Annotated in this window: 20 protein-coding genes; 16 read left to right on the top strand and 4 right to left on the bottom strand. The window is 49.1% G+C overall.

Features of this window, described 5'->3' with window-relative positions; translation table 11 throughout:
- Positions 1–121 precede the first annotated feature (121 nt).
- The 4 genes from HMPREF3091_RS04535 to map all read right to left on the bottom strand — a co-directional run bounded on the left by HMPREF3091_RS04535 (position 122) and on the right by map (position 5,196).
- Positions 122–508, bottom strand: coding sequence for a DUF3461 family protein (locus HMPREF3091_RS04535; RefSeq protein WP_035503752.1), 387 nt, complete (start codon positions 506–508; stop codon positions 122–124).
- 143 nt (positions 509–651) lie between these two features.
- Positions 652–1,476, bottom strand: a complete 825-nt coding sequence (gene dapD / locus HMPREF3091_RS04530; protein ID WP_004094357.1) for a 2,3,4,5-tetrahydropyridine-2,6-dicarboxylate N-succinyltransferase — start codon at positions 1,474–1,476, stop codon at positions 652–654.
- A gap of 160 nt (positions 1,477–1,636) precedes the next feature.
- Entirely contained in the window at positions 1,637–4,306 is a 2,670-nt protein-coding gene (gene glnD / locus HMPREF3091_RS04525) for a bifunctional uridylyltransferase/uridylyl-removing protein GlnD (protein WP_035503698.1), read from the bottom strand.
- An 89-nt stretch (positions 4,307–4,395) separates the two neighbouring features.
- Positions 4,396–5,196: a type I methionyl aminopeptidase gene (gene map, locus HMPREF3091_RS04520; protein ID WP_008814516.1), complete on the bottom strand. Its 801-nt coding sequence runs from the start codon at positions 5,194–5,196 to the stop codon at positions 4,396–4,398.
- A 374-nt stretch (positions 5,197–5,570) separates the two neighbouring features.
- Here map and rpsB point away from each other — a divergent pair, with 374 nt between their 5' ends.
- The 16 genes from rpsB (at position 5,571) to dnaE (ending at position 24,832) form a co-directional block, all read left to right on the top strand.
- Positions 5,571–6,296: a 30S ribosomal protein S2 gene (gene rpsB / locus HMPREF3091_RS04515; RefSeq protein ID WP_004094351.1), complete on the top strand. Its 726-nt coding sequence runs from the start codon at positions 5,571–5,573 to the stop codon at positions 6,294–6,296.
- 248 nt (positions 6,297–6,544) lie between these two features.
- Complete coding sequence (gene tsf, locus HMPREF3091_RS04510) at positions 6,545–7,396, top strand: translation elongation factor Ts (protein WP_008814515.1); 852 nt, start codon at positions 6,545–6,547, stop codon at positions 7,394–7,396.
- Positions 7,397–7,602: 206 nt separating this feature from the next.
- Entirely contained in the window at positions 7,603–8,328 is a 726-nt protein-coding gene (pyrH, locus tag HMPREF3091_RS04505; protein WP_020303583.1) for a UMP kinase, read from the top strand.
- A 190-nt stretch (positions 8,329–8,518) separates the two neighbouring features.
- Positions 8,519–9,076 (top strand): ribosome recycling factor, encoded by a 558-nt coding sequence (frr, locus tag HMPREF3091_RS04500; RefSeq protein ID WP_004094336.1) that lies wholly within the window; start codon positions 8,519–8,521, stop codon positions 9,074–9,076.
- 168 nt (positions 9,077–9,244) lie between these two features.
- A complete protein-coding gene (gene ispC / locus HMPREF3091_RS04495) occupies positions 9,245–10,444 on the top strand; it encodes a 1-deoxy-D-xylulose-5-phosphate reductoisomerase (protein WP_070714488.1) in 1,200 nt (399 codons plus the stop codon).
- 276 nt (positions 10,445–10,720) lie between these two features.
- Complete coding sequence (gene ispU, locus HMPREF3091_RS04490) at positions 10,721–11,482, top strand: (2E,6E)-farnesyl-diphosphate-specific ditrans,polycis-undecaprenyl-diphosphate synthase (protein WP_008814512.1); 762 nt, start codon at positions 10,721–10,723, stop codon at positions 11,480–11,482.
- Between the two features lie 9 nt (positions 11,483–11,491).
- Complete coding sequence (cdsA, locus tag HMPREF3091_RS04485; protein WP_008814511.1) at positions 11,492–12,343, top strand: phosphatidate cytidylyltransferase; 852 nt, start codon at positions 11,492–11,494, stop codon at positions 12,341–12,343.
- A gap of 25 nt (positions 12,344–12,368) precedes the next feature.
- Positions 12,369–13,724, top strand: a complete 1,356-nt coding sequence (gene rseP, locus HMPREF3091_RS04480; RefSeq protein ID WP_070714486.1) for a sigma E protease regulator RseP — start codon at positions 12,369–12,371, stop codon at positions 13,722–13,724.
- 37 nt (positions 13,725–13,761) lie between these two features.
- Positions 13,762–16,149: an outer membrane protein assembly factor BamA gene (gene bamA / locus HMPREF3091_RS04475; RefSeq protein WP_070714483.1), complete on the top strand. Its 2,388-nt coding sequence runs from the start codon at positions 13,762–13,764 to the stop codon at positions 16,147–16,149.
- A gap of 174 nt (positions 16,150–16,323) precedes the next feature.
- A complete protein-coding gene (skp, locus tag HMPREF3091_RS04470; protein ID WP_035503696.1) occupies positions 16,324–16,821 on the top strand; it encodes a molecular chaperone Skp in 498 nt (165 codons plus the stop codon).
- Between the two features lie 3 nt (positions 16,822–16,824).
- A complete protein-coding gene (gene lpxD / locus HMPREF3091_RS04465) occupies positions 16,825–17,847 on the top strand; it encodes a UDP-3-O-(3-hydroxymyristoyl)glucosamine N-acyltransferase (protein ID WP_070714481.1) in 1,023 nt (340 codons plus the stop codon).
- Between the two features lie 239 nt (positions 17,848–18,086).
- Positions 18,087–18,542 (top strand): 3-hydroxyacyl-ACP dehydratase FabZ, encoded by a 456-nt coding sequence (fabZ, locus tag HMPREF3091_RS04460; protein ID WP_004094325.1) that lies wholly within the window; start codon positions 18,087–18,089, stop codon positions 18,540–18,542.
- A 3-nt stretch (positions 18,543–18,545) separates the two neighbouring features.
- The gene (gene lpxA, locus HMPREF3091_RS04455) at positions 18,546–19,334 is read left to right on the top strand and encodes an acyl-ACP--UDP-N-acetylglucosamine O-acyltransferase (protein ID WP_004094324.1); all 789 of its coding nucleotides are present in this window, start codon (positions 18,546–18,548) and stop codon (positions 19,332–19,334) included.
- 3 nt (positions 19,335–19,337) lie between these two features.
- Positions 19,338–20,528, top strand: coding sequence for a lipid-A-disaccharide synthase (gene lpxB / locus HMPREF3091_RS04450; RefSeq protein ID WP_070714480.1), 1,191 nt, complete (start codon positions 19,338–19,340; stop codon positions 20,526–20,528).
- 27 nt (positions 20,529–20,555) lie between these two features.
- On the top strand, positions 20,556–21,167 hold the full coding sequence (rnhB, locus tag HMPREF3091_RS04445) for a ribonuclease HII (protein ID WP_168168178.1): 612 nt from the start codon (positions 20,556–20,558) through the stop codon (positions 21,165–21,167).
- Positions 21,168–21,349: 182 nt separating this feature from the next.
- Entirely contained in the window at positions 21,350–24,832 is a 3,483-nt protein-coding gene (gene dnaE, locus HMPREF3091_RS04440; protein WP_070714478.1) for a DNA polymerase III subunit alpha, read from the top strand.

Here is a 24,832-nt window from a genome sequence, read left to right as displayed (position 1 = left end):
GTTGCGCGCTGGCAACCTCTCGTCGGACGCCTACACTAGCGGGGTCATAGAAACACAAATGCTGATGGGCGGACGAAACCCTTCACTGCTCTAGTAGAGAAGTGTCGTCTTACTTGGACGCCTACTTCTGCGTCAACTTCTCCAAATCCGCCTCAATCTCGGCGATCTTATTCGCTACTACGCTTTCAAGATGACGTAGATCGTCCAAGATCTTATGTTTCAGATCGACTTCTACCTGATCGCGTTTGCAGATCCGATCGAGTTCATCAATGACATAGCGAAGGTTTGGGTTAATTTCGTGGATCTCTTTGTAGCCTTGCCCTGCATTATCGGCCACGATAGTTTTGCGTTGGCGTGGATATTTGAACTTCACGCTTTTGGCAAAAAACTCGCCTTTATCTTTACGGAAATAAATCTTCAGTATGTCGTTATTGGCCTCCTGACGAAGGCTGTAGCGGTCAATCTCTTCGGGTTGATTAATCCCCAAGCTTTTCAGGTTGTCATACATAGAGGCACCTTTGGTATCTTTCATGAGAAGATGAAATATAGACTAAATAACGGCATCCATTAAATCTGCGTGGCGTATCACTCTGTCAGTGCAACGTGACAGATAAAAAAATAGCGGGCTGATGGCCCGCTATCAATGTTGTGTTAGTCGATACTGCGTAACAGCTCGTTAATACCAACTTTCCCGCGTGTTTTCGCGTCTACTTTCTTCACGATGACCGCGCAGTACAGGCTGTATTTACCATCTTTTGACGGCAGGTTGCCAGAAACAACCACCGAGCCTGCCGGAACACGTCCGTAATGAACTTCGCCAGTTTCACGGTCGTAGATCTTGGTGCTTTGACCCAGATAAACGCCCATGGAAATCACCGAGCCTTCTTCAACGATAACGCCTTCAACGACTTCGGAACGTGCGCCGATGAAGCAGTTATCTTCGATGATGGTAGGGTTAGCCTGTAAAGGCTCTAAAACGCCGCCGATACCCACGCCGCCAGACAGGTGAACGTTCTTACCAATCTGCGCGCAAGAGCCTACGGTTGCCCAAGTATCAACCATGGTGCCTTCGTCAACGTAAGCACCGATATTAACATAAGAAGGCATCAACACGGTGTTGCGGGCGATAAATGCACCTTGGCGGACGCTTGCTGGCGGCACGACACGGAAGCCTTCGCGCTGGAAACGAGCTTCATCGTAGTCAGCAAACTTCATTGGTACTTTATCGTAAAAGCGAGTCTCAGCGCCTTCCATCAGCTTATTATCGTTGATGCGGAAAGAGAGCAGTACGGCTTTTTTCAGCCACTGATGAGTTACCCATTCGCCGTTAATTTTCTCAGCGACGCGCAGTTCGCCAGAGTCTAATAGCGCAATAACCTGATTAACCGCTTCACGCGTGATGCTGTCTACGTTAGCCGGAGTGATATCCGCGCGGCGCTCGAAGGCGTTTTCAATAAGAGTTTGCAACTGCTGCATATTTGTTCTATTCCCGAAGATTAATTGACGTATACCCTTGATACTTCTAGTTGTTGATGCATTGTTCCCCAGTGGCATCGTTAGCGATGCTGCTAGGGACTCACAAATTTGCCGCATCACGTCAACTCGAATTATTTGGGCATATATCACAAAAAATACATCATCCTTTATCGGTTGGATCGAGGGCTTCTGTCAACCGCTGAGCCAATTCTGACTGCATTTTAATGCTTAATGCTTTACGTTCGCCGTCTGCCAGAATAAATAAATCCTCAACCCGCTCGCCGATGGTGGTAATTCGAGCGCTGTGTAGCGACAACCCCATTTCGGCAAATACTTCTCCCACCTGTGCCAATAATCCAGGCTGATCCAAAGCGACCAGCTCCATATAACTACGGCGCTCGTTGTGCATCGGCAGGAAACTGACCTCAGTAGGCACCGTAAAGTGACGGAGTTTTGGCGATGGGCGGCGCGTGCGCGGGTGGCGGTAATGTTGTTGAGTTAACGCCTGCTCTAGAGAATGTTTGATGGTGGCGTGACGATCCTGTGCTAGAGGGCTACCGTCTGGCTCAAGCACAACGAAGGTGTCCATGGCAAAGTTATCGCGATTAGTGAAGATCTGCGCGTCATGGACACTCAGGTTGCGGCGATCTAGCTCGCCTGCGACGGCGGCAAACAGATAAGGGCGATCGGGGCTGTAGATAAAAATCTCGGTGCCGCCGCGTGTGGCCAAATGGCTGACGAGTACCAGCGGCTTGCTAGCATCATGCTTGAGCAAATGACGAGCGTGCCACGCCAGTTGGTTGGGATTGTGGCGCAGGAAATAATCAGCGCGGCAGCGGCTCCAAATGTGGTGCAGCGCCTCCTCGTTTATATTGTCCATACGCAATAATGCCAGCGCCTGTAAGCGGTGATGGCGAACTCGCTCACGCATGTCTGGCGTATTTTGCATGCCGCGACGTAGCTGTTTTTCAGTGGCGAAATAGAGTTCGCGCAACAGGCTTTGTTTCCAACTATTCCATAGCGTTTCGTTGGTGGCACAAATGTCGGCCACGGTGAGACTCACCAAATAGCGCAGTCGGGTTTCACTTTGTACTTCAGCGCTAAATTGCTGGATGACCGCAGGATCTTGAATATCGCGACGCTGAGCGGTTACCGACATCAGTAAGTGGCAGCGTACTAGCCATGAAACGAGCTGCGTTTCGCGAGAGTTTAAGCCGTGCAGTTGGGCAAACTCGAGCACGTCCTGTGCGCCGAGAATAGAGTGATCGCCACCGCGTCCTTTGGCAATATCGTGGAAGAGTGCAGCAAGAAGTAGCAATTCTGGCTGTGGTAAACGCGGATAAAGCTCTACGCACAGCGGATGGCGTTGGCGTGTATTTTCATCGGAGAAACTTTCTAGTTTGAGCAGCACGCGCATGGTGTGCTCGTCCACCGTGTAGGCGTGAAACAGATCGAACTGCATTTGACCGACGATTTTTCCCCACTGCGGCATATAGGCCCACAGCACGCTATGGCGGTGCATGGGCAGCAGTGCGCGATTTACCGCTCCCGGATGACGCAGTATTGCCATAAACAGCTTACGTGCCTCAGGTAAATCACACAGCGGCTGAGCAAGGTGACGACGGGCGTAACGCAGATGCCGCAGGGTTGTTGAATAAATCCCCGTTATCTCCTGATTTTTTGCCATCACGTAGAACATTTGCAAAATGGTGACAGGATCGCGCATGAAGGTTTCTGCATCGCGAAGATCGATAAGGCTGCCGCGTAGCTGGAAGTGATCATCCAGCGGGCGCGGTTTTTCATTGGTTCCCAGCGCGAGAATGGCCTCATCGAACAGCTGTAACAACATTTGGTTGAGCTCGCCAACGCGGCGCGTCATGCGATAAAAATCCTTCATCATGCGTTCAATGGGCGCATTGCCTTCGCCTTCGTAGCCCAACAGCTGTGCGACGCTAAATTGGCGATCAAACAGCAGACGGTTATCGTAGCGATTGAGAACCAAATGCAGGGCAAAACGGATGCGCCATAGAAAGCTTTGGCATTCGTTGAGCTCATCGCGTTCAGCCTCAGTGAGAAAGCCGAAACCAACCATTTCATTCATGGAGGTCGCGCCGAAATGACGATGTGCAACCCACAGCAAAGTATGAATATCACGCAGCCCGCCGGGGCTGGTTTTGATATCTGGTTCAAGGTTATAGCTGGTGCCGTGGTAGCGCTGGTGGCGGTCTTTCTGCTCCTGAATTTTGGCATCGAAAAACTTAGGTGATGGCCAGAATTCGTCGCTGAAAATTTGTTTTTGCAATTGTAAGAACAACGCTACGTCACCATAAACCAGCCGCGATTCAATCAGGTTGGTTGCCACCGTGAGGTCAGAAAGGCCTTCTTGCAGGCATTCATCCAGTGTACGCACGCTATGTCCGACCTCCAACTTGAGATCCCATAGCAGCGTAATCAGTTCGCTGATGCGCTGTGCGTCAGGCTCATCCAGTGAAGTTTGGCTCAGAATGAGAAGGTCAATATCAGAAAGCGGATGCAATTCGCCGCGGCCATAACCCCCAACCGCGATTAGCGCTATGCCTTGGCGTTCTTTAAAACCGAGATGGATCCACAAACGTGTCAGTAAACGATCGATATAGAGCGTTCGAGCGGCAATCAATGATTCCGCAGACTCTCCAGCCTGAAACGCGGCGGACATCCATTGCTGAAAACGCTCAAGCGATTGTTTTAGTGGTGCGCACTCAAGGTCGGTCGCCGCGAAGTTGTCAGGGGAGGGGGGCTGAATCAGTCGCTCAGTGGGGGATTCTGATGTTGCTGAATTCAATATGGGCATGGGCATCTCCCGTTGTTGCCTTGTTTTTAGAGTGCAGACCATAAAAAAAGCCGGCATAAGCCGGCTTGTTTCAATATTGACACGACGTGTTATACGTTCTCGTGAACGATAACGCGTGGGAGGTCAGTTTCTTCCTCGCGCAGGGTCAAAATCTCACAACCGTTATCTGTCACCACAATAGTATGCTCATACTGTGCCGACAAGCTACGATCTTTCGTTTTTACCGTCCAGCCATCTTTCATGGTACGGATGCGGTAATCACCAGCGTTAACCATAGGCTCAATGGTAAAGGTCATGCCTTTTTGTAGTACTACGCCGCCATCATCAGCATTGTAATGTAGAACTTGAGGCTCTTCATGGAACACCTCGCCGATGCCGTGGCCGCAATATTCACGTACGACGGAGAAACCATGAGATTCAACAAACTTCTGGATCTCGGCACCGATGGTGCGCAGGCGGATGCCTGGTTTAACCATTTTCAGTGCCAGATAAAGGCTTTCTAGCGTGATGCGGCACAGACGCTCACCAAGAATGGTTGGCTTACCGACGATGAACATCTTGGAGGTATCACCATGCCAGCCGTCTTTAATAACGGTAACGTCGATGTTGACGATGTCACCGTCTTTCAAGATTTTTTCATCGCTAGGAATACCGTGGCAGACCACTTCGTTTACAGAGATACAAACGGATTTCGGATAGCCGTGATACCCCAGACAGGCGGAGATCGCTTGCTGTTTTTGGGTAATGTAATCATCGCAGATACGATCGAGTTCACCGGTGCTAACACCGGGAACCACGTATGGCTCGATAATTTCTAGAATTTCCGCCGCCAGTCGCCCAGCAACGCGCATTTTTTCGATTTGTTCAGGTGTTTTTATTGAGATTGCCATGAAATATATGTCCGCAGGTGTCGTGAAATCGACAATGAGAATCAATTGCTGAACATGGTAACAGTCCTCGTAACCGCTGCCAAATCCTACGATAACCGTGGGCTCAAAATGCAACAAAAGGTGGAGTCTGTGGCTGGTTTATGGTATAAAGCGCGCCGCAGTTCTTATATCTGTTTTCATTAATGAGGCCGATAGGGAAGCTGTAAATCTCAATTGTGTTATTTGTATTCTTTGCAAAGAAACGACAACAACACACACATATCGGCACGTGCGCCGGGGTGCCTTGCAGGATGAGTCTTCGGACAAATGCCTTGCTGGGTCGGCTCATGGGATATGTGGAGGCTTAACCCCAAACTTTATATAGAGGTTTAATCATGGCAACTGTTTCCATGCGCGACATGCTCAAGGCTGGTGTACACTTTGGTCACCAGACCCGTTACTGGAACCCGAAAATGAAGCCTTTCATCTTCGGTGCACGTAACAAAGTTCACATCATCAACCTTGAAAAAACGGTTCCAATGTTCAACGAAGCTTTGGCTGAGTTGCAGAAGATTTCTGCTCGTAAAGGCAAAATCCTGTTCGTTGGTACTAAGCGCGCTGCAAGCGAAGCGGTAAAAGAAGCTGCTAACAGCTGCGACCAGTTCTTCGTGAACCATCGCTGGTTGGGCGGTATGCTGACTAACTGGAAAACCGTTCGTCAGAGCATCAAGCGTCTGAAAGATCTGGAAACCCAGTCTCAGGATGGCACCTTCGAAAAACTGACCAAAAAAGAAGCGCTGATGCGCGCTCGTGAACTGGCCAAGCTGGAAAACAGCCTGGGCGGTATCAAGGACATGGGTGGCTTGCCAGACGCTCTGTTCGTAGTTGATGCCGATCACGAACACATCGCGATTAAAGAAGCCAACAACCTGGGTATCCCGGTATTCTCTATCGTTGATACCAACTCCGATCCGGACGGCGTTGACTTCGTTATCCCTGGTAACGATGACGCAATCCGTGCAGTAAGCCTGTACCTGAACGCTGTAGCGGCAACTGTTCGCGAAGGCCGTTCTCAGGATCTGGCTACCCAAGCGGAAGAAAGCTTCGTAGAAGCTGAATAATAAGGCAAGCGCAAGCTTATACCCAAGAGGTTTGGAGTTGCCGCCAACACAGCAGCAGCGCCAAATAAAAAGGTATAGCCCTTATTAACCAGGTATTGAAATATGTTGGTTAGGGGGCCTTTATGGCCCCCCCTTTCTTTGTGAAAATCGCCTTTTTTATCACGGCGATATAAAGAACCAATCCCTAGATGAGAGAACCAGTCTCCGTGAGGTTCGCTCTTCACGACGAGACCACCGAGGAAAATACAATGGCTGAAATTACCGCCACCCTGGTAAAAGAACTGCGTGAACGTACTGGCGCAGGCATGATGGATTGTAAAAAAGCGCTGACCGAAGCCCAAGGCGACATCGAGCTGGCGATCGAAAACATGCGTAAATCTGGCGCGATCAAAGCGGCGAAAAAAGCAGGCAACGTAGCTGCTGACGGCGTGATCAAAACCAAGATCGTTGGCAACTACGGTGTGATTCTGGAAGTTAACTGCCAGACTGACTTCGTTGCTAAAGATGGTGGTTTCCAGGCATTCGCTGAGAAAGTGCTGGATGCTGCTGTTGCAGGCAAAATCACTGACGTTGAAGTTCTGAAAGCACAGTTCGAAGAAGAACGTGTAGCGCTGGTTGCGAAAATCGGTGAGAACATCAACATCCGTCGTGTTGCCTCTCTGGAAGGCGACGTACTGGCTAGCTACCTGCACGGTGCTCGCATCGGTGTTCTGGTTGCTGCTAAAGGCGCTGATGAAGAACTGGCTAAGCAACTGGCAATGCACGTTGCTGCAAGCAAGCCTGAATTCGTTAAGCCAGAAGACGTATCTGCTGAAGTGGTAGAAAAAGAGTACCAAGTTCAGTTAGACATCGCGATGCAGTCTGGTAAGCCGAAAGAAATCGCAGAGAAAATGGTTGAAGGCCGCATGAAGAAATTCACCGGCGAAGTTTCTCTGACGGGTCAAGCTTTCGTTATGGACCCAAGCAAAACTGTGGGTCAGTTGCTGAAAGAGCACAACGCTGACGTTACCAATTTCATCCGCTTCGAAGTGGGTGAAGGTATCGAAAAAGCGACCGTAGACTTTGCTGCAGAAGTTGCATCAATGACTAAAGGCGCTTAATCGCCTTCAAATGGAACCGCCGTGATGGTGGTTCCATTGTTTTATGTAACGTTAAATAAACCTGAAAACGTTCGACGAAGTTCAATGTAGAAAGGTTTACACTAGTAAGTATCCAGCCAGCATTAGAATGTATCCCAATGATCGGTTACGACCGTGCATTGAAATACCTCCGACAATTTATTGACTGCTTCTTAGGACAGAACACCATGGCAACCAACTCCAAACCCGTATATCAGCGTATCCTGCTCAAGCTTAGCGGTGAGGCCCTGCAAGGTGCAGAAGGTTTTGGCATCGATGCAAGCGTACTGGATCGTATGGCTCAGGAAGTGAAAGAGCTGGTCGAATTAGGAATTCAAGTCGGTGTTGTGATCGGCGGCGGTAATCTGTTCCGTGGTGCCGGTTTGGCTCAGGCGGGGATGAATCGCGTTGTTGGCGACCACATGGGGATGTTGGCAACGGTGATGAACGGTTTGGCAATGCGCGATGCACTGCATCGTGCCTATGTTAACGCGCGTCTGATGTCTGCAATTCCGCTGAATGGCGTTTGTGACAACTACAGCTGGGCTGAAGCTATCAGCCTGTTGCGTAACAACCGAGTGGTCATATTCTCTGCTGGTACGGGAAATCCATTCTTTACAACGGACTCCGCTGCTTGCCTGCGTGGCATTGAAATTGAAGCTGACGTTGTACTGAAAGCGACAAAAGTTGACGGCGTATACTCAGCCGATCCGGTAACTAACCCAGACGCAACGCTGTTTGATCAGATGACCTATCAGGATGTCTTGGAAAAAGAACTGAAAGTCATGGATTTGGCAGCTTTCACTCTGGCTCGTGACCATAACCTGCCGATTCGTGTATTTAACATGAATAAGCCGGGTGCTTTGCGTCGCGTCGTCATGGGTGAGAAAGAAGGTACGCTGATTTCTAAATAATCGGTGTGACTTTTTAGCAGCATAACGGCGCTCTACGAACGAGGAAGGTTCAGTTTATAAGGCTCTCTGGTAGTTTTACTGCCGTGAGCATTGTGCAGGACTTTCTTGCCAGTTACGCTGGATTGAAAATATATCGACGTTTCTCACGATGAAGCGTCAGTTTAATTAACCGTTTTCAAGGGTTCGCAACGTGATTAACGAAATTAAAAAAGATGCTGAAACACGCATGGACAAATGTGTTGAAGCATTTAAATCAAACATCAGTAAAATCCGCACCGGTCGTGCTCATCCGAACCTGCTGGATGGCATCTCTGTAGAATATTATGGTTCTGCGACACCTCTACGTCAGGTTGCTAACGTTGTCGCTGAAGACTCTCGCACATTGGCCATTACCGTGTTCGACCGTTCTCTGTCTGCTGCAGTAGAGAAAGCGATTATGGCATCTGATCTGGGCCTGAACCCAATGTCTGCGGGTGCCGTTATCCGTGTTCCATTGCCAGCACTGACTGAAGAGCGCCGTAAGGACCTGATTAAATTGGTTCGCGCTGAAGCAGAGCAGGGTCGCGTATCTGTACGTAACGTACGTCGTGACGCTAACGATAAAGTCAAAGTTTTGCTGAAAGATAAAGAAATCAGCGAAGACGAAGATCGTAAATCTCAGGACGAAGTGCAGAAAATGACTGACGTGATGATCAAAAAGATCGATTCCGCGTTAGCGGACAAAGAAAAAGAGTTGATGGAAGTTTAATTCTACTCTGGCTTGAAAAAAGCGTCGCTCCGGCGGCGCTTTTGTTTTTTTGGCTATCCGAGAAATACCAGACTATTGCTGAAGACGGGCTAATTCTCATAGACAAGCCGCGACCTTCGTTTCAGACTGATGTATCTCCTGTTCTAAACAGTTATTCAGAAGACCCTCATGAAGCAACTGACTATTCTTGGCTCTACCGGTTCTATTGGCACTAGCACGTTGGCTGTAGTGCGAGCAAATCCCGATGATTTTAGCGTTACCGCGCTGGTAGCGGGTAAAAATGTTGATGTTATGTTCCAGCAGTGCGTTGAGTTTGCTCCGCGCTATGCGTCAATGGCTGACGAAAATGCTGCTCAGGCTCTCCGTCTGCGTCTCATCGATGCAGGGCTAGGGGATATTGAGGTTAGCGCTGGCGAACAAGCTGCGTGCGATCTAGCCGCTCTGGATGATGTCGATCAGGTCATGGCCGCCATTGTAGGGGCTGCCGGCCTAATGCCGACGTTGGCCGCTATCAAAGCAAACAAGCAGGTTCTGCTCGCCAATAAAGAAGCCTTGGTAACTTGCGGTCGGTTGTTTATGGATGCGTTGAAGCAGAGTGAGGCTCAGCTTTTACCTATCGATAGCGAGCATAATGCTATTTTCCAAAGCCTGCCTGAGCCGGTGCAGCACAATCTTGGCTTTGCTTCGTTAAGCGATCACGGTATTTCACGTATCGTTCTTACTGGCTCTGGTGGCCCATTCCGTCAGTTGCCGATGAAGGATTTTGCAGCCGTTACTCCAGATCAAGCCTGCGCACACCCCAATTGGTCAATGGGACGTAAAATCTCTGTCGATTCTGCAACCATGATGAATAAAGGTTTGGAATACATTGAGGCTCGTTGGCTGTTTAACGCCTCTGAATCAGAGATGGAAGTGATCATCCATCCTCAATCTGTGATTCATTCAATGGTACGTTACCGCGATGGTAGCGTGATTGCACAGTTAGGTTCTCCTGATATGCGCACTCCGATTGCCCATGCGATGGCTTACCCAAACCGTGTTGAAACGGGTGTTGAACCTCTCGATTTCTGTAAAATTGGCGCATTGACGTTCGAGCAACCGGACAGGGTGCGCTATCCTTGTCTCCAACTGGCAATTGATGCTTCACGTGCAGGACAGGCGGCGACGACTGCGCTAAATGCAGCGAACGAAGTTTCCGTTGAAGCGTTTTTGCATGAAAAAATTCGCTTCACTGACATTGCTGCGCTGAACCAAGATGTATTGTCGGCGTTATCTTGTCGTGAGCCACAAAGTGTGGCAGAGGTTTTGGATATCGATCGCCAAGCTCGAGAGGTTGCGGGCAGATTGTGTGCAAACTTTCGGATATAGATCAGCTATTCACTGTGTAGGTAGTTTGTGGCCTTTCGGGTGAAATGATATAGTTTGCGGCGACTTTCAGCGGGTCGAGATGTTTAGTCTGTTAAGTATTTTGATTTTGCTGCTGATTTATTGGTTAGCCGTGACTTGTACACGGCTTTTTTGCGCATGAAACACTTGGTTGTTTAATACTCGGTTCAGTTTGTGCAATTGATGTCGCGTGGGCTAGGTTGAGCTTGCAGATGAGTCTTACTTTAGCACCATGCTTTTGAGGAATTGATTACACGTATGTCTTCCACTCAATCACCAATGACTGACGGGATAGTCTGTGGTCCACAGCACGTCGCTATCATTATGGACGGCAATGGCCGTTGGGCGAAGCGTCAGGGTAAAATGCGTGTATTTGGTCATAAAGCTGGGGTGAAATCGGTACGTCGTTCCGTACGTTTTGCCGTTAGCCATGGCATCAAGGCGTTAACGTTGTATGCGTTTAGCAGTGAAAACTGGAACCGCCCTGAGCATGAAGTGAGCGCTCTAATGGAGTTGTTCATTCGTGCATTAGACGGTGAAGTGAAAAGCTTGCATAAGCACAATGTGCGTCTGAAAATTATCGGTGATATTGGTCGCTTTAGCTCTCGCTTACAGGAACGCATTCGTCGTTCTGAGCAATTAACTGAAAATAATGATGGGCTAACGTTAAATATTGCCGCTAATTATGGTGGGCGATGGGATATCATGCAGGGCGTGAAAACGTTGGCTGCTCAAGTTAAGGCCGGAGTCCTTCAGCCTGACGATATCACTGAAGACTTGTTAAGCCAGCAAGTTTGCTTACACGATCTGGCTCCGGTTGACCTTGTCATTCGGACCGGTGGAGAGCATCGGGTCAGCAACTTTTTGCTGTGGCAAATTGCATATTCCGAGTTTTATTTTACGGACGTGCTGTGGCCTGATTTTGATGAACTTACCTTTGAAGGTGCACTTAATGCATTTGCACAACGCGAGCGCCGCTTCGGAGGAACTACACCTATCAACGCACCTGATGCGCCATAGGGGGATCTCTTGCTGAAGTCTCGCATTATAACCGCTTTAATTTTGGTGCCAATTGTCATTGCGGCGCTGTTTTTATTACCTCCTGTTGGTTTTGCGATAGTGACTTTAGTCATATGTATGCTGGCCGCTTGGGAGTGGGGACAACTTGCTGGGTTTACGACAAACTCGCAGCGTATCTGGGGGGCGGTAATCTGTGGCTTAGTACTGGCTGCAATGTTGCTCAGCCTGCCTGAATTCAACCGTAGCGTGCATCTTCCGCTCATAGCCGGTTCGCTATGGACAGCCGTTGTCTGGTGGATTGTTGCGTTGTTACTCGTGTTGTTCTATCCAAAATCTGCAGGCTGGTGGAAGCATTCACGTGTGCTGAAAATTATTTTTGGCGCCGCGACGATTATCCCGTTCTTTTGGGGAATGATTGCGCTACGCCAGCATGGTTATGAAACCGATCACTACCAAGGAGCATGGTGGTTGCTGTATGTCATGTTCCTTGTATGGGGCGCAGACTCTGGTGCCTACATGTTCGGCAAGCTATTTGGCAAAAACAAGCTGGCACCAAAAGTTTCCCCAGGTAAAACGTGGGAAGGTTTTATTGGTGGTTTGATTACCTCAGCGCTTATTTCCTGGGGATTTGGTTTGTATGCGCCACTCTCCATAAATCCCAAAACCCTACTGATTTGTTCAATTGTGGCCGCACTGGTGTCGGTGCTAGGCGATTTGACTGAAAGCATGTTCAAACGTGAGGCCGGTATTAAAGATAGTGGCCATCTGATCCCAGGGCATGGTGGTGTGCTGGATCGTATTGATAGTTTGACTGCGGCAGTACCAGTGTTTGCATGTCTTATGCTGTTAGTGTTTTACTAGTCTGCTTGAGACAGGGAGCTTACCAATGACCAATATACTCTGGAGCCTGATTGCGTTTTTAGTGGCGCTTGGGGTGTTGATCACGGTTCATGAGTTCGGCCATTTCTGGGTTGCTCGTCGCTGTGGGGTGAAAGTAGAACGCTTTTCTATTGGTTTTGGTAAAGCTTTATGGCGACGTATTGACCGCCGTGGAACCGAGTACGTGGTTGCTCTGATCCCACTTGGTGGCTATGTCAAGATGCTCGATGAGCGGGTGGAGACGGTTGCTCCAGAGTATCGCCACCAAGCGTTTAATAATAAAACGGTTTGGCAGCGAGCCGCGATCGTTAGCGCAGGGCCTATTGCTAACTTCCTATTTGCCATCGTCGCCTACTGGTTAGTTTTTGTCATCGGAGTCCCTAGTGTTCGTCCGGTTATTGGTGAAATTGTTCCCCAATCTGTCGCTGCTCAGGCAGATATTTCACCAGGATTGGAACTAAAGTCCGTTGCAGGTATCGAAACGCCTGATTGGGATGCAGTTCGTTTAGCACTGGTTGGGAAAATCGGGTCTAAAGAGACGACGGTTGAAGTCGCTCCGTTTGGCAGCGAAAATACCACGCGGAAAACTCTGGATTTAACTCACTGGCAGTTTGAGCCAGATAAGCAAGATCCGGTTGTTGCGTTGGGTATCGTGCCACGCGGGCCGCAGATTGAGCCGGTTTTAGCTGAAGTCCAGAAGGACTCCGCTGCGCAGAAAGCGGGTTTGCAAGTCGGCGATAGGATCGTTAAAGTCGATGGTCAGCCATTAAAGAACTGGTTAACTTTCGTTAAGCTGGTTCGCGAAAACCCTAACGAAAGCATTGCGGTGGACGTCGAGCGCAATGGCATTACCCAATCAATACATTTAACACCAGACGGTAAATCTGTTGGTGCAGGTAAAATCGAAGGCTTTGCTGGTGTTGCGCCAAAAGTGATTCCATTACCTGAAGAGTATAAAACGATTCGACAATATGGGCCGTTTATGGCGATTTATCAGGCCAGTGATAAAACTTGGCAGCTGATGAAGCTTACGGTCTCTATGATAGGCAAACTAATTACTGGTGATGTAAAGCTGAATAACCTGAGTGGGCCGATTTCGATCGCGCAGGGCGCAGGGATGTCAGCGGAGTATGGGTTAGTGTATTACCTAATGTTTTTGGCGTTAATCAGCGTCAATTTAGGAATTATTAACCTGTTCCCACTCCCAGTACTTGATGGTGGTCACTTGCTCTTCTTAGCGATTGAAAAGCTAAAAGGGGGGCCGGTTTCCGAGCGAGTTCAAGACTTCAGTTACCGCATCGGTTCTATTTTACTGGTGTTGTTAATGGGGCTTGCACTTTTCAATGATTTCTCGCGCCTTTAAGGGACGGGATTTAGGTTAGGAAGAACGCATAACAACGATGGCGATGAAAAAGTTGCTCATAGCGTCGCTGCTGTTTGGCAGCGCAACCGTATACGGTGCAGATGGATTCGTAGTGAAAAATATTCATTTCGAAGGCCTGCAGCGGGTCGCCGTCGGTGCGGCGTTACTTAACATGCCGGTTCGCGTTGGCGATACCGTCAGCGATGAAGATCTCAGTAACACTATTCGCGCATTATATGCGACCGGCAACTTCGAAGATGTTCGGGTGCTGCGTGATGGTGATAACTTGATCGTGCAGGTTAAGGAACGTCCTACGATCGCGAGTATTACCTTCTCTGGTAACAAGTCTGTAAAAGACGACATGCTGAAGCAGAATCTTGAGGCTTCTGGCGTGCGTGTAGGTGAAGCTCTGGACCGTACAATGCTTTCCAGCATTGAAAAAGGTTTGGAAGATTTCTACTACAGCGTCGGTAAATACAGTGCGTCGGTTAAAGCGGTGGTTACCCCACTGCCACGTAACCGTGTTGACTTGAAACTGGTCTTTACCGAAGGTAAATCCGCTCAGATTCAGCAAATCAATATCGTGGGGAACCATGCGTTCACCTCTGAAGAATTGATTGCTCGTTTCCAACTGCGCGACGAAGTTCCTTGGTGGAACTTGGTTGGTGACCGTAAATATCAAAAACAAAAACTTTCGGGCGACCTCGAAACACTGAGAAGTTTCTATTTGGATCGTGGCTATGCTCGCTTCAATATTGATTCGACTCAGGTCAGCTTAACGCCAGATAAGAAAGGCATCTATATCACCATTAACATTACCGAAGGCGATCAGTACAAACTGACCGGCGTTGAAGTCAACGGTAATATGGCTGGATATAGTACTGATATCAATCGTTTGACTACCGTTGAGCCAGGTGAACTGTATAACGGTGCGAAAGTGACCAAGATGGAGGATGACGTTAAGAAACTCCTCGGTCGTTATGGTTATGCTTATCCTAAAGTTCAGACTCAGCCTGAAATCAACGATGCGGATAAAACCGTTAAGTTGCATATGAATGTAGACGCGGGTAACCGTTACTACGTACGTAATATCAAGTTTGTCGGTAATGACACCAGCAAAGACTCCGTTTTGCGCCGTGAAATGCGTCAGATGGAAGGTGCATGGCTGGGTAGCGACTTGGTTGATCAGGGCAAAGAACGTTTGAACCGTACCGGTTACTTTGAAACCGTTGATGTTGATACACAACGCGTTCCAGGTGCACCGGATCAGGTCGATGTGACTTACAAAGTGAAAGAGCGTAATACCGGTACTTTCAACTTTGGTGTCGGTTTCGGTACTGAAAGTGGTGTCAGCTTCCAAGTCGGCGTTCAGCAGGAAAACTGGTTGGGTACAGGTAATACCGTGGGTATTAGTGGTACCAAGAACGATTACCAGACCTATGCTGAACTCTCGATGACCAACCCGTACTTTACGGTTGATGGTGTCAGCTTGGGCGGTCGTATTTTCTATAACGACTTTAAAGCTGATGACGCGGATCTGTCTGATTATACCAACAGCAGTTATGGTGTTGATGGCACCTTAGGGTTCCCAATCAACGAAAATAACTCGCTGCGTACCGGTTTAGGTTATGTCCACAACTCCCTGTCTGACATGCAGCCACAGGTTGCAATGTGGCGTTACCTCGATTCAATGGGACAGCATCCTAACGATTCGGATAAAGCCGACTATACCGCAGATGACTTCACATGGTCTCTGGGGTGGACATACAACAATGTTGACCGCGGCTTCTTCCCAACTCAGGGTACGAAAGCTTCTCTGAACGGTAAGGTGACTATTCCAGGCTCCGATAACGAGTACTACAAACTCACCTTCGATAGCCAAAGCTATCTGCCGCTGGATGATGATCGTTCTTGGGTCGTGATGGGACGCTCTCGCTTAGGCTACGGTGACGGGCTTGGCGGTAAAGAGATGCCATTCTATGAAAACTTCTATGCCGGTGGCTCTAGCTCGGTACGTGGTTTCCAATCGAATAACATCGGTCCTAAAGCGGTTTATCTGAATTCTAATGGCTCTGTTGATCAGGGCAAAACGGATGATGAGGATGCTGTGGGCGGTAACGCGATGGCAGTGGCCAGTGTTGAACTGATCACACCAACGCCGTTCGTTGGCGAGAAATACGCTAACTCTCTGCGTACCTCAATCTTTATGGATGCCGGTACCGTCTGGGATACCAACTGGGATAAGAGCGCTTATCCTGACCAGCCTGATTACAGCGATCCGAGCAACATTCGTGTCTCTGCCGGTCTGGCTCTGCAGTGGATGTCGCCACTGGGTCCATTGGTATTCTCGTACGCGCAGCCAGTTAAGAAATACGACGGTGATAAAGCGGAACAGTTCCAGTTTAACATCGGTAAGACTTGGTAATAAGCTACTCTATAAAAGCTACTGTATAAGGTGTGGGGATACGTCCTCATGCCATAATGCATAAGTTCCACTCAGAGCGTTCTTTTATAATGGACGTTGTGAGAGACACTATGGGTCGGTGCCTATGCGGTATACGTGTCGTCGACACATATGGGTGATGGTAAGGAGTCTAAATTGAAAAAGTGGTTATATGCGGCAGGTCTGGGCATGGCATTAGCGGTTTCTGCTAACGTACAAGCTGCTGATAAGATTGCAATTGTTAACGTATCCAGTATCTTCCAGCAGTTGCCACAGCGTGCAACCGTTGCTAAGCAACTGGAGAACGAGTTCAAGAGTCGTGCAACTGAGTTGCAGAAACAAGAACGCGATCTGCAGTCTAAAATGCAAAAACTGCAACGCGATGGTTCTACAATGAAAGCCAGCGATCGTACCAAGATGGAAAAAGACATCATGGCACAGCGTGATGCTTTCTCTCAGAAAGCACAGGCTTTTGAGCAGGATAATCGTCGCCGTCAGGGTGAAGAACGTAATAAGCTGTTGAGCCGCATTCAGGATGCTGTTCGTACCGTTGCTAAAGACAAAGGCTACGATCTGGTTATTGATGCAAATGCTGTCGCTTATGCTGATTCTTCCAATGACATCACTGCACAAGTGCTGAAACAGGTTAAATAAGGCATGGCTTCAATTCGACTTGCTGACCTTGCTCAGCAGTTGAATGCAGAGCTTCACGGTGATGGCGATATCGTCATCACCGGCGTTGCTTCTATGCATTCAGCAAAATCGCACCAAATCACTTTTTTATCTAACAGTCGCTACCGTGAACAATTAGCTGCTTGCAATGCAGGCGCTGTGGTGTTGACTGAAGCGGATCTGCCTTTCTGTACATCAGCAGCACTGGTGGTAAGAAATCCTTACCTGACTTATGCATTGATGGCACAGATTATGGATACAACACCTGCTCCGGCAAAAGATATTGCGCCGAGTGCGGTGATCGATATGACGGCCCAGCTAGGCAACAATGTTTCTGTTGGTGCCAATGCGGTGATTGAAGAAGGTGTTGTTTTAGGCGACAACGTTATCATCGGTGCAGGCTGTTTTGTCGGTAAATTTACCAAAATTGGTGCTGGCACGCGTTTATGGGCCAACGTTAGCGTTTATCATCAAATTGAAATTGGTGAGAATTGTCTGATTCAGTCAGGAACAGTTATCGGCGCTGATGGTTTTGGTTATGCTAACGATCGTGGTAATTGGATTAAAATTCCTCAGCTTGGCACGGTGCGTATCGGCGATCGCGTTGAAATCGGTGCCTGTACCACGATAGACCGTGGAGCATTGGATGATACGATTATCGGTAACGGTGTAATTATCGACAATCAATGCCAGATTGCGCATAACGTTATGATTGGCGACAATACAGCGGTGGCTGGTGGTGTTATCATGGCCGGCAGTCTTAAGATTGGTCGCTATTGCCAAATTGGCGGTGCAAGTGTGATTAATGGTCACATGGAAATTTGCGACAAAGCTGTGGTAACGGGAATGGGTATGGTGATGCGTCCTATCACTGAACCTGGCATTTATTCCTCTGGTATTCCGCTGCAACCCAACAAGGCATGGCGTAAAACGGCAGCTCTGGTGATGAATATTGATGAAATCAATAAACGTCTGAAAGCCGTGGAAAAGAAAGTCAATAATGACTAACGACTAAAGCTATGCCTTTGTCAGTGAATACAAATTCCTGGCATTTATCCTGTTTTACTGGGTATATACCCAAATAATTCGAGTTGCATTGAGGCGGCAAGTAAGTGAACGTAGCCAACAAAAATGCAGCTTGAGGTATGACAGGGATAAAACGATTTGCGGCCTGCATCATTGTCCTTTGCTGACGTGAGGCGGGCCGTGTTGTTGATGACAATTAGTTTTCCTACAGGAAGAGTATTTTGACTACTGACACTCATACTCTCAATATTTCCGAGATTTTAGAGTTACTGCCGCACCGTTTTCCGTTCCTCTTAGTGGATCGTGTTCTGGATTTCGAAGAAGGTAAATTCCTGCGCGCAGTGAAAAACGTGACTTTTAACGAGCCGTTCTTTCAGGGCCACTTCCCTGGTAAGCCTATTTTCCCTGGTGTTTTAATTCTGGAAGCGATGGCTCAGGCCACCGGTATTCTGGCATTTAAAAGCGTCGGTAAATTGGAACCAGGTGAGCTCTATTATTTTGCTGGTATTGATGATGCTCGCTTTAAACGCCCAGTTCAGCCGGGTGACCAGATGATTCTGGAAGTTGAATTCCTCAAAGAGCGCCGCGGCGTAGCTCGCTTTAACGGTGTTGCCAAAGTTGATGGTAAGATTGTTTGCGAAGCTTCAATGATGTGTGCCCGTAGCCGGGAGGCCTAATACGTGATTGACCCAACCGCCTTTATCCATCCAAGTGCCATTGTTGAAGACGGCGCAATCATTGGAGCCGGTGTTCATATTGGCCCGTTTTGCTATATCGGCTCCCAAGTGGAAATCGGCGAAGGTACAGTGCTGAAGTCCCACGTCGTCGTCAATGGCATAACTAAAATTGGCCGCGATAACGAGATCTATCAGTTTGCCTCTATTGGTGAAGTGAATCAGGATCTGAAATATGCTGGCGAACCAACCCGCGTAGAAATCGGCGATCGTAACCGTATTCGCGAGAGCGTCACTATTCATCGTGGTACTGCGCAGGGCGGTAACCTGACGAAAGTGGGTAGCGATAACTTGCTGATGATCAATGCGCATATTGCGCATGACTGTGTGATCGGCAATCGTTGTATCTTCGCTAACAACGCTACGTTAGGCGGTCATGTTACGGTTGACGATTTTGCCATCATCGGCGGAATGACGGCGGTTCACCAGTTCTGTGTCATTGGTGCTCATGTCATGGTGGGCGGCTGTTCTGGCGTTGCTCAAGATGTGCCTCCGTATGTTATCGCGCAGGGCAACCACGCTACACCGTTTGGCCTCAATATTGAGGGGCTGAAACGCCGTGGTTTCGATAAAGAGTCTCTGCATGCGATCCGTAATGCATACAAGATCCTTTATCGTAGTGGTAAGACACTGGAAGAGGCTAAGCCAGAAATTACCGAGTTGGCTAAACAGCACGCCGCTGTTCAGCTGTTCGTTGATTTCTTTGAGCGTTCTACGCGCGGCATTATTCGCTAAGCTATGACGTTATCTCAGATCGCCTCTGACTCATTGCCAGCGGATCGCCACTCGCGGCCGCTGACAATTGGTTTAGTCGCTGGGGAAACCTCCGGCGATATTCTTGGCGCGGGGTTAATCCGCGCCTTGAAATCCCGCCATCCCAATGCTCGCTTTGTGGGCGTTGCTGGACCTTTGATGCAAGCTGAAGGCTGTGAAGCCTGGTTTGAAATGGAAGAGCTGGCGGTGATGGGGATTGTTGAAGTCCTCGAACGTTTGCCTCGCCTATTAAAAATCCGTCGTGAGCTAACACAGCGCTTTAGCGAACTAAAACCTGATGTGTTCGTTGGTATTGATGCACCTGATTTCAATATCACGTTAGAAGGGCGTTTAAAGCAGCGCGGTATTCGAACGGTTCATTATGTCAGCCCTTCGGTTTGGGCATGGCGCCAGAAGCGTGTTTTCAAAATTGGTAAAGCAACGGATTTAGTGCTGGCATTTTTACCTTTTGAAAAAGCGTTTTATGACAAATTCAATGTTCCTTGTCGTTTCATCGGTCATACCATGGCGGACGCCATGCCGCTTAACCCTGATAAGCAAGCCGCGCGTCAAGCATTGGGAATAGCCCCAGATGCCTTGTGCCTAGCTTTGTTACCGGGAAGTCGCAGTGCTGAAGTGGAAATGCTGAGTGCTGATTTCTTGAAAACAGCGATGATTTTGCGTGAGAAATATCCTGCGTTAGAGATCGTCGTGCCTTTGGTTAATGCCAAGCGCCGTGAGCAGTTTGAGCGTATTAAGGCTGAGGTCGCACCTGACTTAACTGCGCATCTGCTGGATGGCCAAGCGCGTAATGCGATGTACGCTAGCGATGCCGCCTTGCTGGCATCGGGTACCGCGGCGTTGGAATGCATGCTAGCTAAATGTCCTATGGTGGTGGGTTATCGAATGAAGCCTTTCACCTTTTGGCTGGCCGAGCGCTTAGTGAAGACCGACTATGTTTCTCTGCCTAATCTGCTGGCACGCCGTGAACTGGTTCAAGAGCTGTTACAACATGACTGCCAGCCAGAGAAATTGGCTGCGGCATTACTGCCGTTGCTTGAAGGCGGTGAATCCACCAAAGCCTTGCAGAAGACCTTCCTCGAATTGCATCAAAGTATCCGCTGTGGCGCTGATGAACAAGCTGCCGATGCGGTACTGTCATTGGTCAATCAATAAGCTAGTCAATCAATGGGCCGTAATTCAATGAGTGCCAATTTAATTAATGACATTTTTGTCTATCCATCTGCACAGTTTATTGCTGGGGTTGATGAGGTCGGGCGTGGCCCCTTGGTTGGTGCGGTAGTCACCGCCGCGGTTATTCTCGATCCCGCTCGTCCGATTATTGGCTTGGCTGATTCGAAAAAGCTAAGTGAAAAGCGCCGGAATGCGCTGTATGAAGAAATTGTTGAGAAAGCCTTGAGCTGGAGCTTAGGCCGTGCGGAACCGCATGAGATAGATGAGTTAAATATTTTGCATGCGACCATGCTTGCCATGCAAAGAGCCGTCGCGGGGTTATCCGTTGAACCCGATTTTGTGCTGATCGATGGTAACCGATGCCCTAAATTGCCAATGGCCTCTCAAGCCGTTGTGAAAGGTGATAGTCGGGTCGCAGAGATTAGCGCGGCGTCCATTTTGGCTAAGGTCACACGCGATCGCGAAATGGAAGTTTTAGATGCGCAATTCCCTGAGTACGGATTTGCCCAGCACAAAGGTTATCCAACCGCTTTTCATCTTGATCGTTTGGCCCAGTTAGGGGCCACAGAGCATCATCGCCGTAGCTTTGGGCCGGTTAAGCGTGTTCTTGGTTTAATCTGATTGAACCCTATATATCCGTCATCCTTGAAGTAGCATGTGCGGCGGCTGAGTTTATTCACCCTAGTGACAAGCGTTATCTATGCTGCTCGGGACTCATGAATTTGGCGTCTTCATGCAACGTCAATGATTTAGGGTATAGTGTTCCACGATGAGTAACGGCTTTTTATACGAGTAATTGATTTATGGCTGAACCACGTTTCATACATCTGCGCGTACATAGCGACTATTCCATGATTGATGGGCTGGCGAAAGTCGGCCCATTGGTTAAGAAAGTTGCTGCGCTAGGTATGCCAGCCTTTGCGATTACTGACCACACTAACATGTGTGGATTAGTGAAATTTTATGGTTCGGCGCACGGCGCGGGTATTAAACCGATCATTGGCGCAGATGTATTAGTCAAAAGCGAATTGCTAGGGGATGAGCTTTCTCATCTCACTATTCTGGCAGCCAACAATACCGGCTACCAAAATCTTACTCTGTTGATTTCGCACGCCTATCAACGTGGGTACGGTGCCGATGGCCCAGTCATTGACCGTGACTGGCTGGTTGAGTATCGCGAAGGGCTCATCTTGCTCTCCGGTGGTCGCCAAGGTGACGTCGGTAAAATGTTGCTGCGTGGTAATCAGCAACTGGCGCATGAGTGCGTCGATTTTTATCAGCAGCATTTTGCCGATAGTTACTATCTCGAACTGATCCGGACCGGTCGTCCTGATGAAGAGAGCTATCTCCATTTTGCTGTAGCACTGGCTGAGGAGCGCGAGCTGCCGGTCGTTGCAACGAACGACGTACGCTTCTTGGAGCCCGGTGATTTTGATGCGCATGAAATTCGCGTGGCGATTCATGACGGCTTTACCTTGGACGATCCTAAACGTCCTAAAAACTACAGCGCTCAGCAATATATGCGCAGCGAAGAGGAAATGTGTGAGCTGTTTGCTGACATTCCTGAAGCGCTGGAAAACAGCGTAGAAATTGCCAAGCGCTGTAATGTCACGATCCGTTTGGGGGAGTATTTCCTACCGCAGTTCCCAACCGGCGAAATGTCGACAGAAGACTTCTTGGTGGCCAAATCCAAAGAGGGTTTGGAAGAGCGTCTGGAGTTCTTGTTCCCCGATCCGGAAGTCCGCGCTAAGCGACGCCCTGAGTATGATGAACGTCTGGACGTTGAGCTAAAAGTTATCAACCAGATGGGATTCCCCGGCTACTTCCTGATCGTCATGGAGTTTATCCAGTGGTCGAAAGATAACGGTGTTCCGGTTGGGCCAGGCCGTGGTTCTGGTGCGGGTTCTTTGGTGGCCTATGCGCTGAAAATTACCGATTTGGATCCGCTGGAATTTGACCTGCTGTTCGAACGATTCCTGAACCCTGAACGTGTATCCATGCCCGACTTTGACGTCGACTTCTGCATGGAGAAACGCGATCGGGTTATCGATCACGTGGCGGAAATGTATGGCCGTGACGCGGTATCGCAGATTATTACCTTCGGAACCATGGCGGCGAAAGCGGTAATCCGCGACGTTGGTCGTGTGCTCGGGCATCCCTATGGTTTTGTCGATCGTATATCAAAATTGGTGCCGCCAGAGCCGGGAATGACGTTGGCGAAGGCTTTTGAAGCCGAGCCGCAGTTGCCTGAAATCTATGAGGCTGATGAAGAGGTTCGCGCGCTGATCGATATGGCGCGTAAGCTGGAAGGGGTAACACGTAACGCCGGTAAACATGCTGGTGGTGTGGTTATTTCGCCAACCAAAATCACCGATTTTGCGCCGTTATACTGTGACTCTGAAGGCAATCATCCGGTTACCCAGTTTGACAAGAGCGACGTAGAGTACGCTGGCCTAGTCAAGTTTGACTTCTTAGGGCTGCGAACGCTGACGATTATCGACTGGGCGTTGGAGATGATTAACGCCCGTCGCGCTAAAGCGGGTGAAGATCCTATCGATATCGCGGCTATCCCGCTCGACGATAAAAAAAGTTTCGACATGCTGCAACGCTCGGAAACCACGGCGGTATTCCAGCTTGAATCGCGCGGCATGAAAGATTTGATTAAACGCCTGAAGCCTGACTGCTTCGAAGATATGATCGCATTGGTGGCGTTATTCCGCCCAGGACCTTTGCAGTCAGGGATGGTTGATAACTTTATTGACCGTAAGCACGGGCGTGAAGAGGTTTCTTACCCTGATGTTCAGTGGCAGCATGAGTCGCTGAAACCGGTACTGGAACCGACCTACGGCATTATTCTGTACCAAGAACAGGTCATGCAGATCGCACAGGTGCTGTCTGGCTATACGCTGGGCGGCGCGGATATGCTGCGTCGTGCGATGGGTAAGAAAAAGCCGGAAGAGATGGCGAAGCAGCGCTCGGTGTTTAAAGAGGGCGCAGAGCGGATGGGGATCGACGGCGAGCTGTCGATGAAAATCTTTGACTTGGTAGAAAAATTCGCCGGTTATGGATTCAATAAATCTCACTCCGCAGCCTATGCCTTGGTTTCATACCAAACGTTATGGCTTAAAGCACATTATCCTGCTGAGTTTATGGCAGCGGTAATGACCGCCGATATGGATAACACGGAAAAAGTCGTTGGCTTGGTGGACGAATGCTGGCGAATGGGGTTGAAGGTTCTTCCGCCGGATATCAATAGCGGTCAGTATCACTTCCATGTGAACGACGATGGTGAGATCGTTTACGGTATCGGTGCAATTAAGGGCGTAGGTGAAGGGCCGATTGAGGCGATCATCGACGCACGTAATGAAGGTGGGCATTTCAAAGAGTTATTTGATTTGTGTGCCAGAACAGACACTAAAAAGCTAAACCGGCGTATGCTGGAAAAGCTAATTATGTCTGGCGCATTTGATCGCTTGGGGCCGCATCGCGCGGCGCTGATGAACTCGCTGAATGACGCATTAAAAGCCGCTGACCAACACGCTAAAGCTGAGGCTATTGGTCAGGTGGATATGTTCGGTGTGCTGGCTGAGGCACCTGAACAGGTTGAGAAATCCTATAGCAGCGTCGCGCCGTGGCCTGCTCAGGTGGTATTGGATGGCGAGCGTGAAACGTTAGGTTTGTATCTAACCGGACACCCCATCACCCAATACCTTAAGGAAATAGAGCGCTACGCCGGTGGCATGCGCCTAAAAGATATGCATCCGACGGATCGGGGCAAAATGACCACAGCGGTTGGTCTCGTGGTAGCTGCACGAGTGATGACCACCAAGCGGGGTAATCGTATTGGCGTTTGCACACTGGATGACCGTTCCGGTCGTCTCGAAGTGATGTTATTTACCGATGCGTTAGATAAATACCAACATTTGCTGGAAAAAGACCGTATCCTGATTGCCAGCGGACAGGTCAGCTTTGATGACTTTAGCGGTGGGCTTAAAATGATCGCCCGCGAGCTAATGGACATCAGTGAAGCACGCGAAAAATATGCGCGTGGGCTTGCTATCTCGCTGACTGACAGGCAAATTGATGACCAGCTTTTAAACCGTCTCCGCGACTCGTTGGAACCACATCGGTCGGGGACGATTCCAGTGCATTTATACTATCAACGTGATAATGCACGCGCCAAGTTAAGATTTGGCGCGGCCTGGCGGGTAACGCCGACAGATCGCCTGCTAGTTGACCTGCGTACTCTGGTGGGTAATGAACAGGTCGAACTGGAATTTGACTAA

Origin of the sequence: Hafnia sp. HMSC23F03, assembly GCF_001816025.1 — a bacterium.
Taxonomy (GTDB): domain Bacteria; phylum Pseudomonadota; class Gammaproteobacteria; order Enterobacterales; family Enterobacteriaceae; genus Hafnia; species Hafnia paralvei.
This window is presented reverse-complemented; position numbering and strand designations above follow the sequence as displayed.

Coding starts and splice junctions, on each gene's coding strand:
- HMPREF3091_RS04535 (WP_035503752.1), bottom strand. CDS start 508: ATGTATGACAACCTGAAAAGCTTGGGGATTAATCAACCCGAAGAGATT.
- bamA (WP_070714483.1), top strand. CDS start 13,762: ATGGCGATGAAAAAGTTGCTCATAGCGTCGCTGCTGTTTGGCAGCGCA.
- ispC (WP_070714488.1), top strand. CDS start 9,245: ATGAAGCAACTGACTATTCTTGGCTCTACCGGTTCTATTGGCACTAGC.
- rpsB (WP_004094351.1), top strand. CDS start 5,571: ATGGCAACTGTTTCCATGCGCGACATGCTCAAGGCTGGTGTACACTTT.
- pyrH (WP_020303583.1), top strand. CDS start 7,603: ATGGCAACCAACTCCAAACCCGTATATCAGCGTATCCTGCTCAAGCTT.
- glnD (WP_035503698.1), bottom strand. CDS start 4,306: ATGCCCATATTGAATTCAGCAACATCAGAATCCCCCACTGAGCGACTG.
- map (WP_008814516.1), bottom strand. CDS start 5,196: ATGGCAATCTCAATAAAAACACCTGAACAAATCGAAAAAATGCGCGTT.
- rseP (WP_070714486.1), top strand. CDS start 12,369: ATGACCAATATACTCTGGAGCCTGATTGCGTTTTTAGTGGCGCTTGGG.
- rnhB (WP_168168178.1), top strand. CDS start 20,556: ATGAGTGCCAATTTAATTAATGACATTTTTGTCTATCCATCTGCACAG.
- dapD (WP_004094357.1), bottom strand. CDS start 1,476: ATGCAGCAGTTGCAAACTCTTATTGAAAACGCCTTCGAGCGCCGCGCG.
- dnaE (WP_070714478.1), top strand. CDS start 21,350: ATGGCTGAACCACGTTTCATACATCTGCGCGTACATAGCGACTATTCC.
- ispU (WP_008814512.1), top strand. CDS start 10,721: ATGTCTTCCACTCAATCACCAATGACTGACGGGATAGTCTGTGGTCCA.
- lpxB (WP_070714480.1), top strand. CDS start 19,338: ATGACGTTATCTCAGATCGCCTCTGACTCATTGCCAGCGGATCGCCAC.
- lpxD (WP_070714481.1), top strand. CDS start 16,825: ATGGCTTCAATTCGACTTGCTGACCTTGCTCAGCAGTTGAATGCAGAG.
- tsf (WP_008814515.1), top strand. CDS start 6,545: ATGGCTGAAATTACCGCCACCCTGGTAAAAGAACTGCGTGAACGTACT.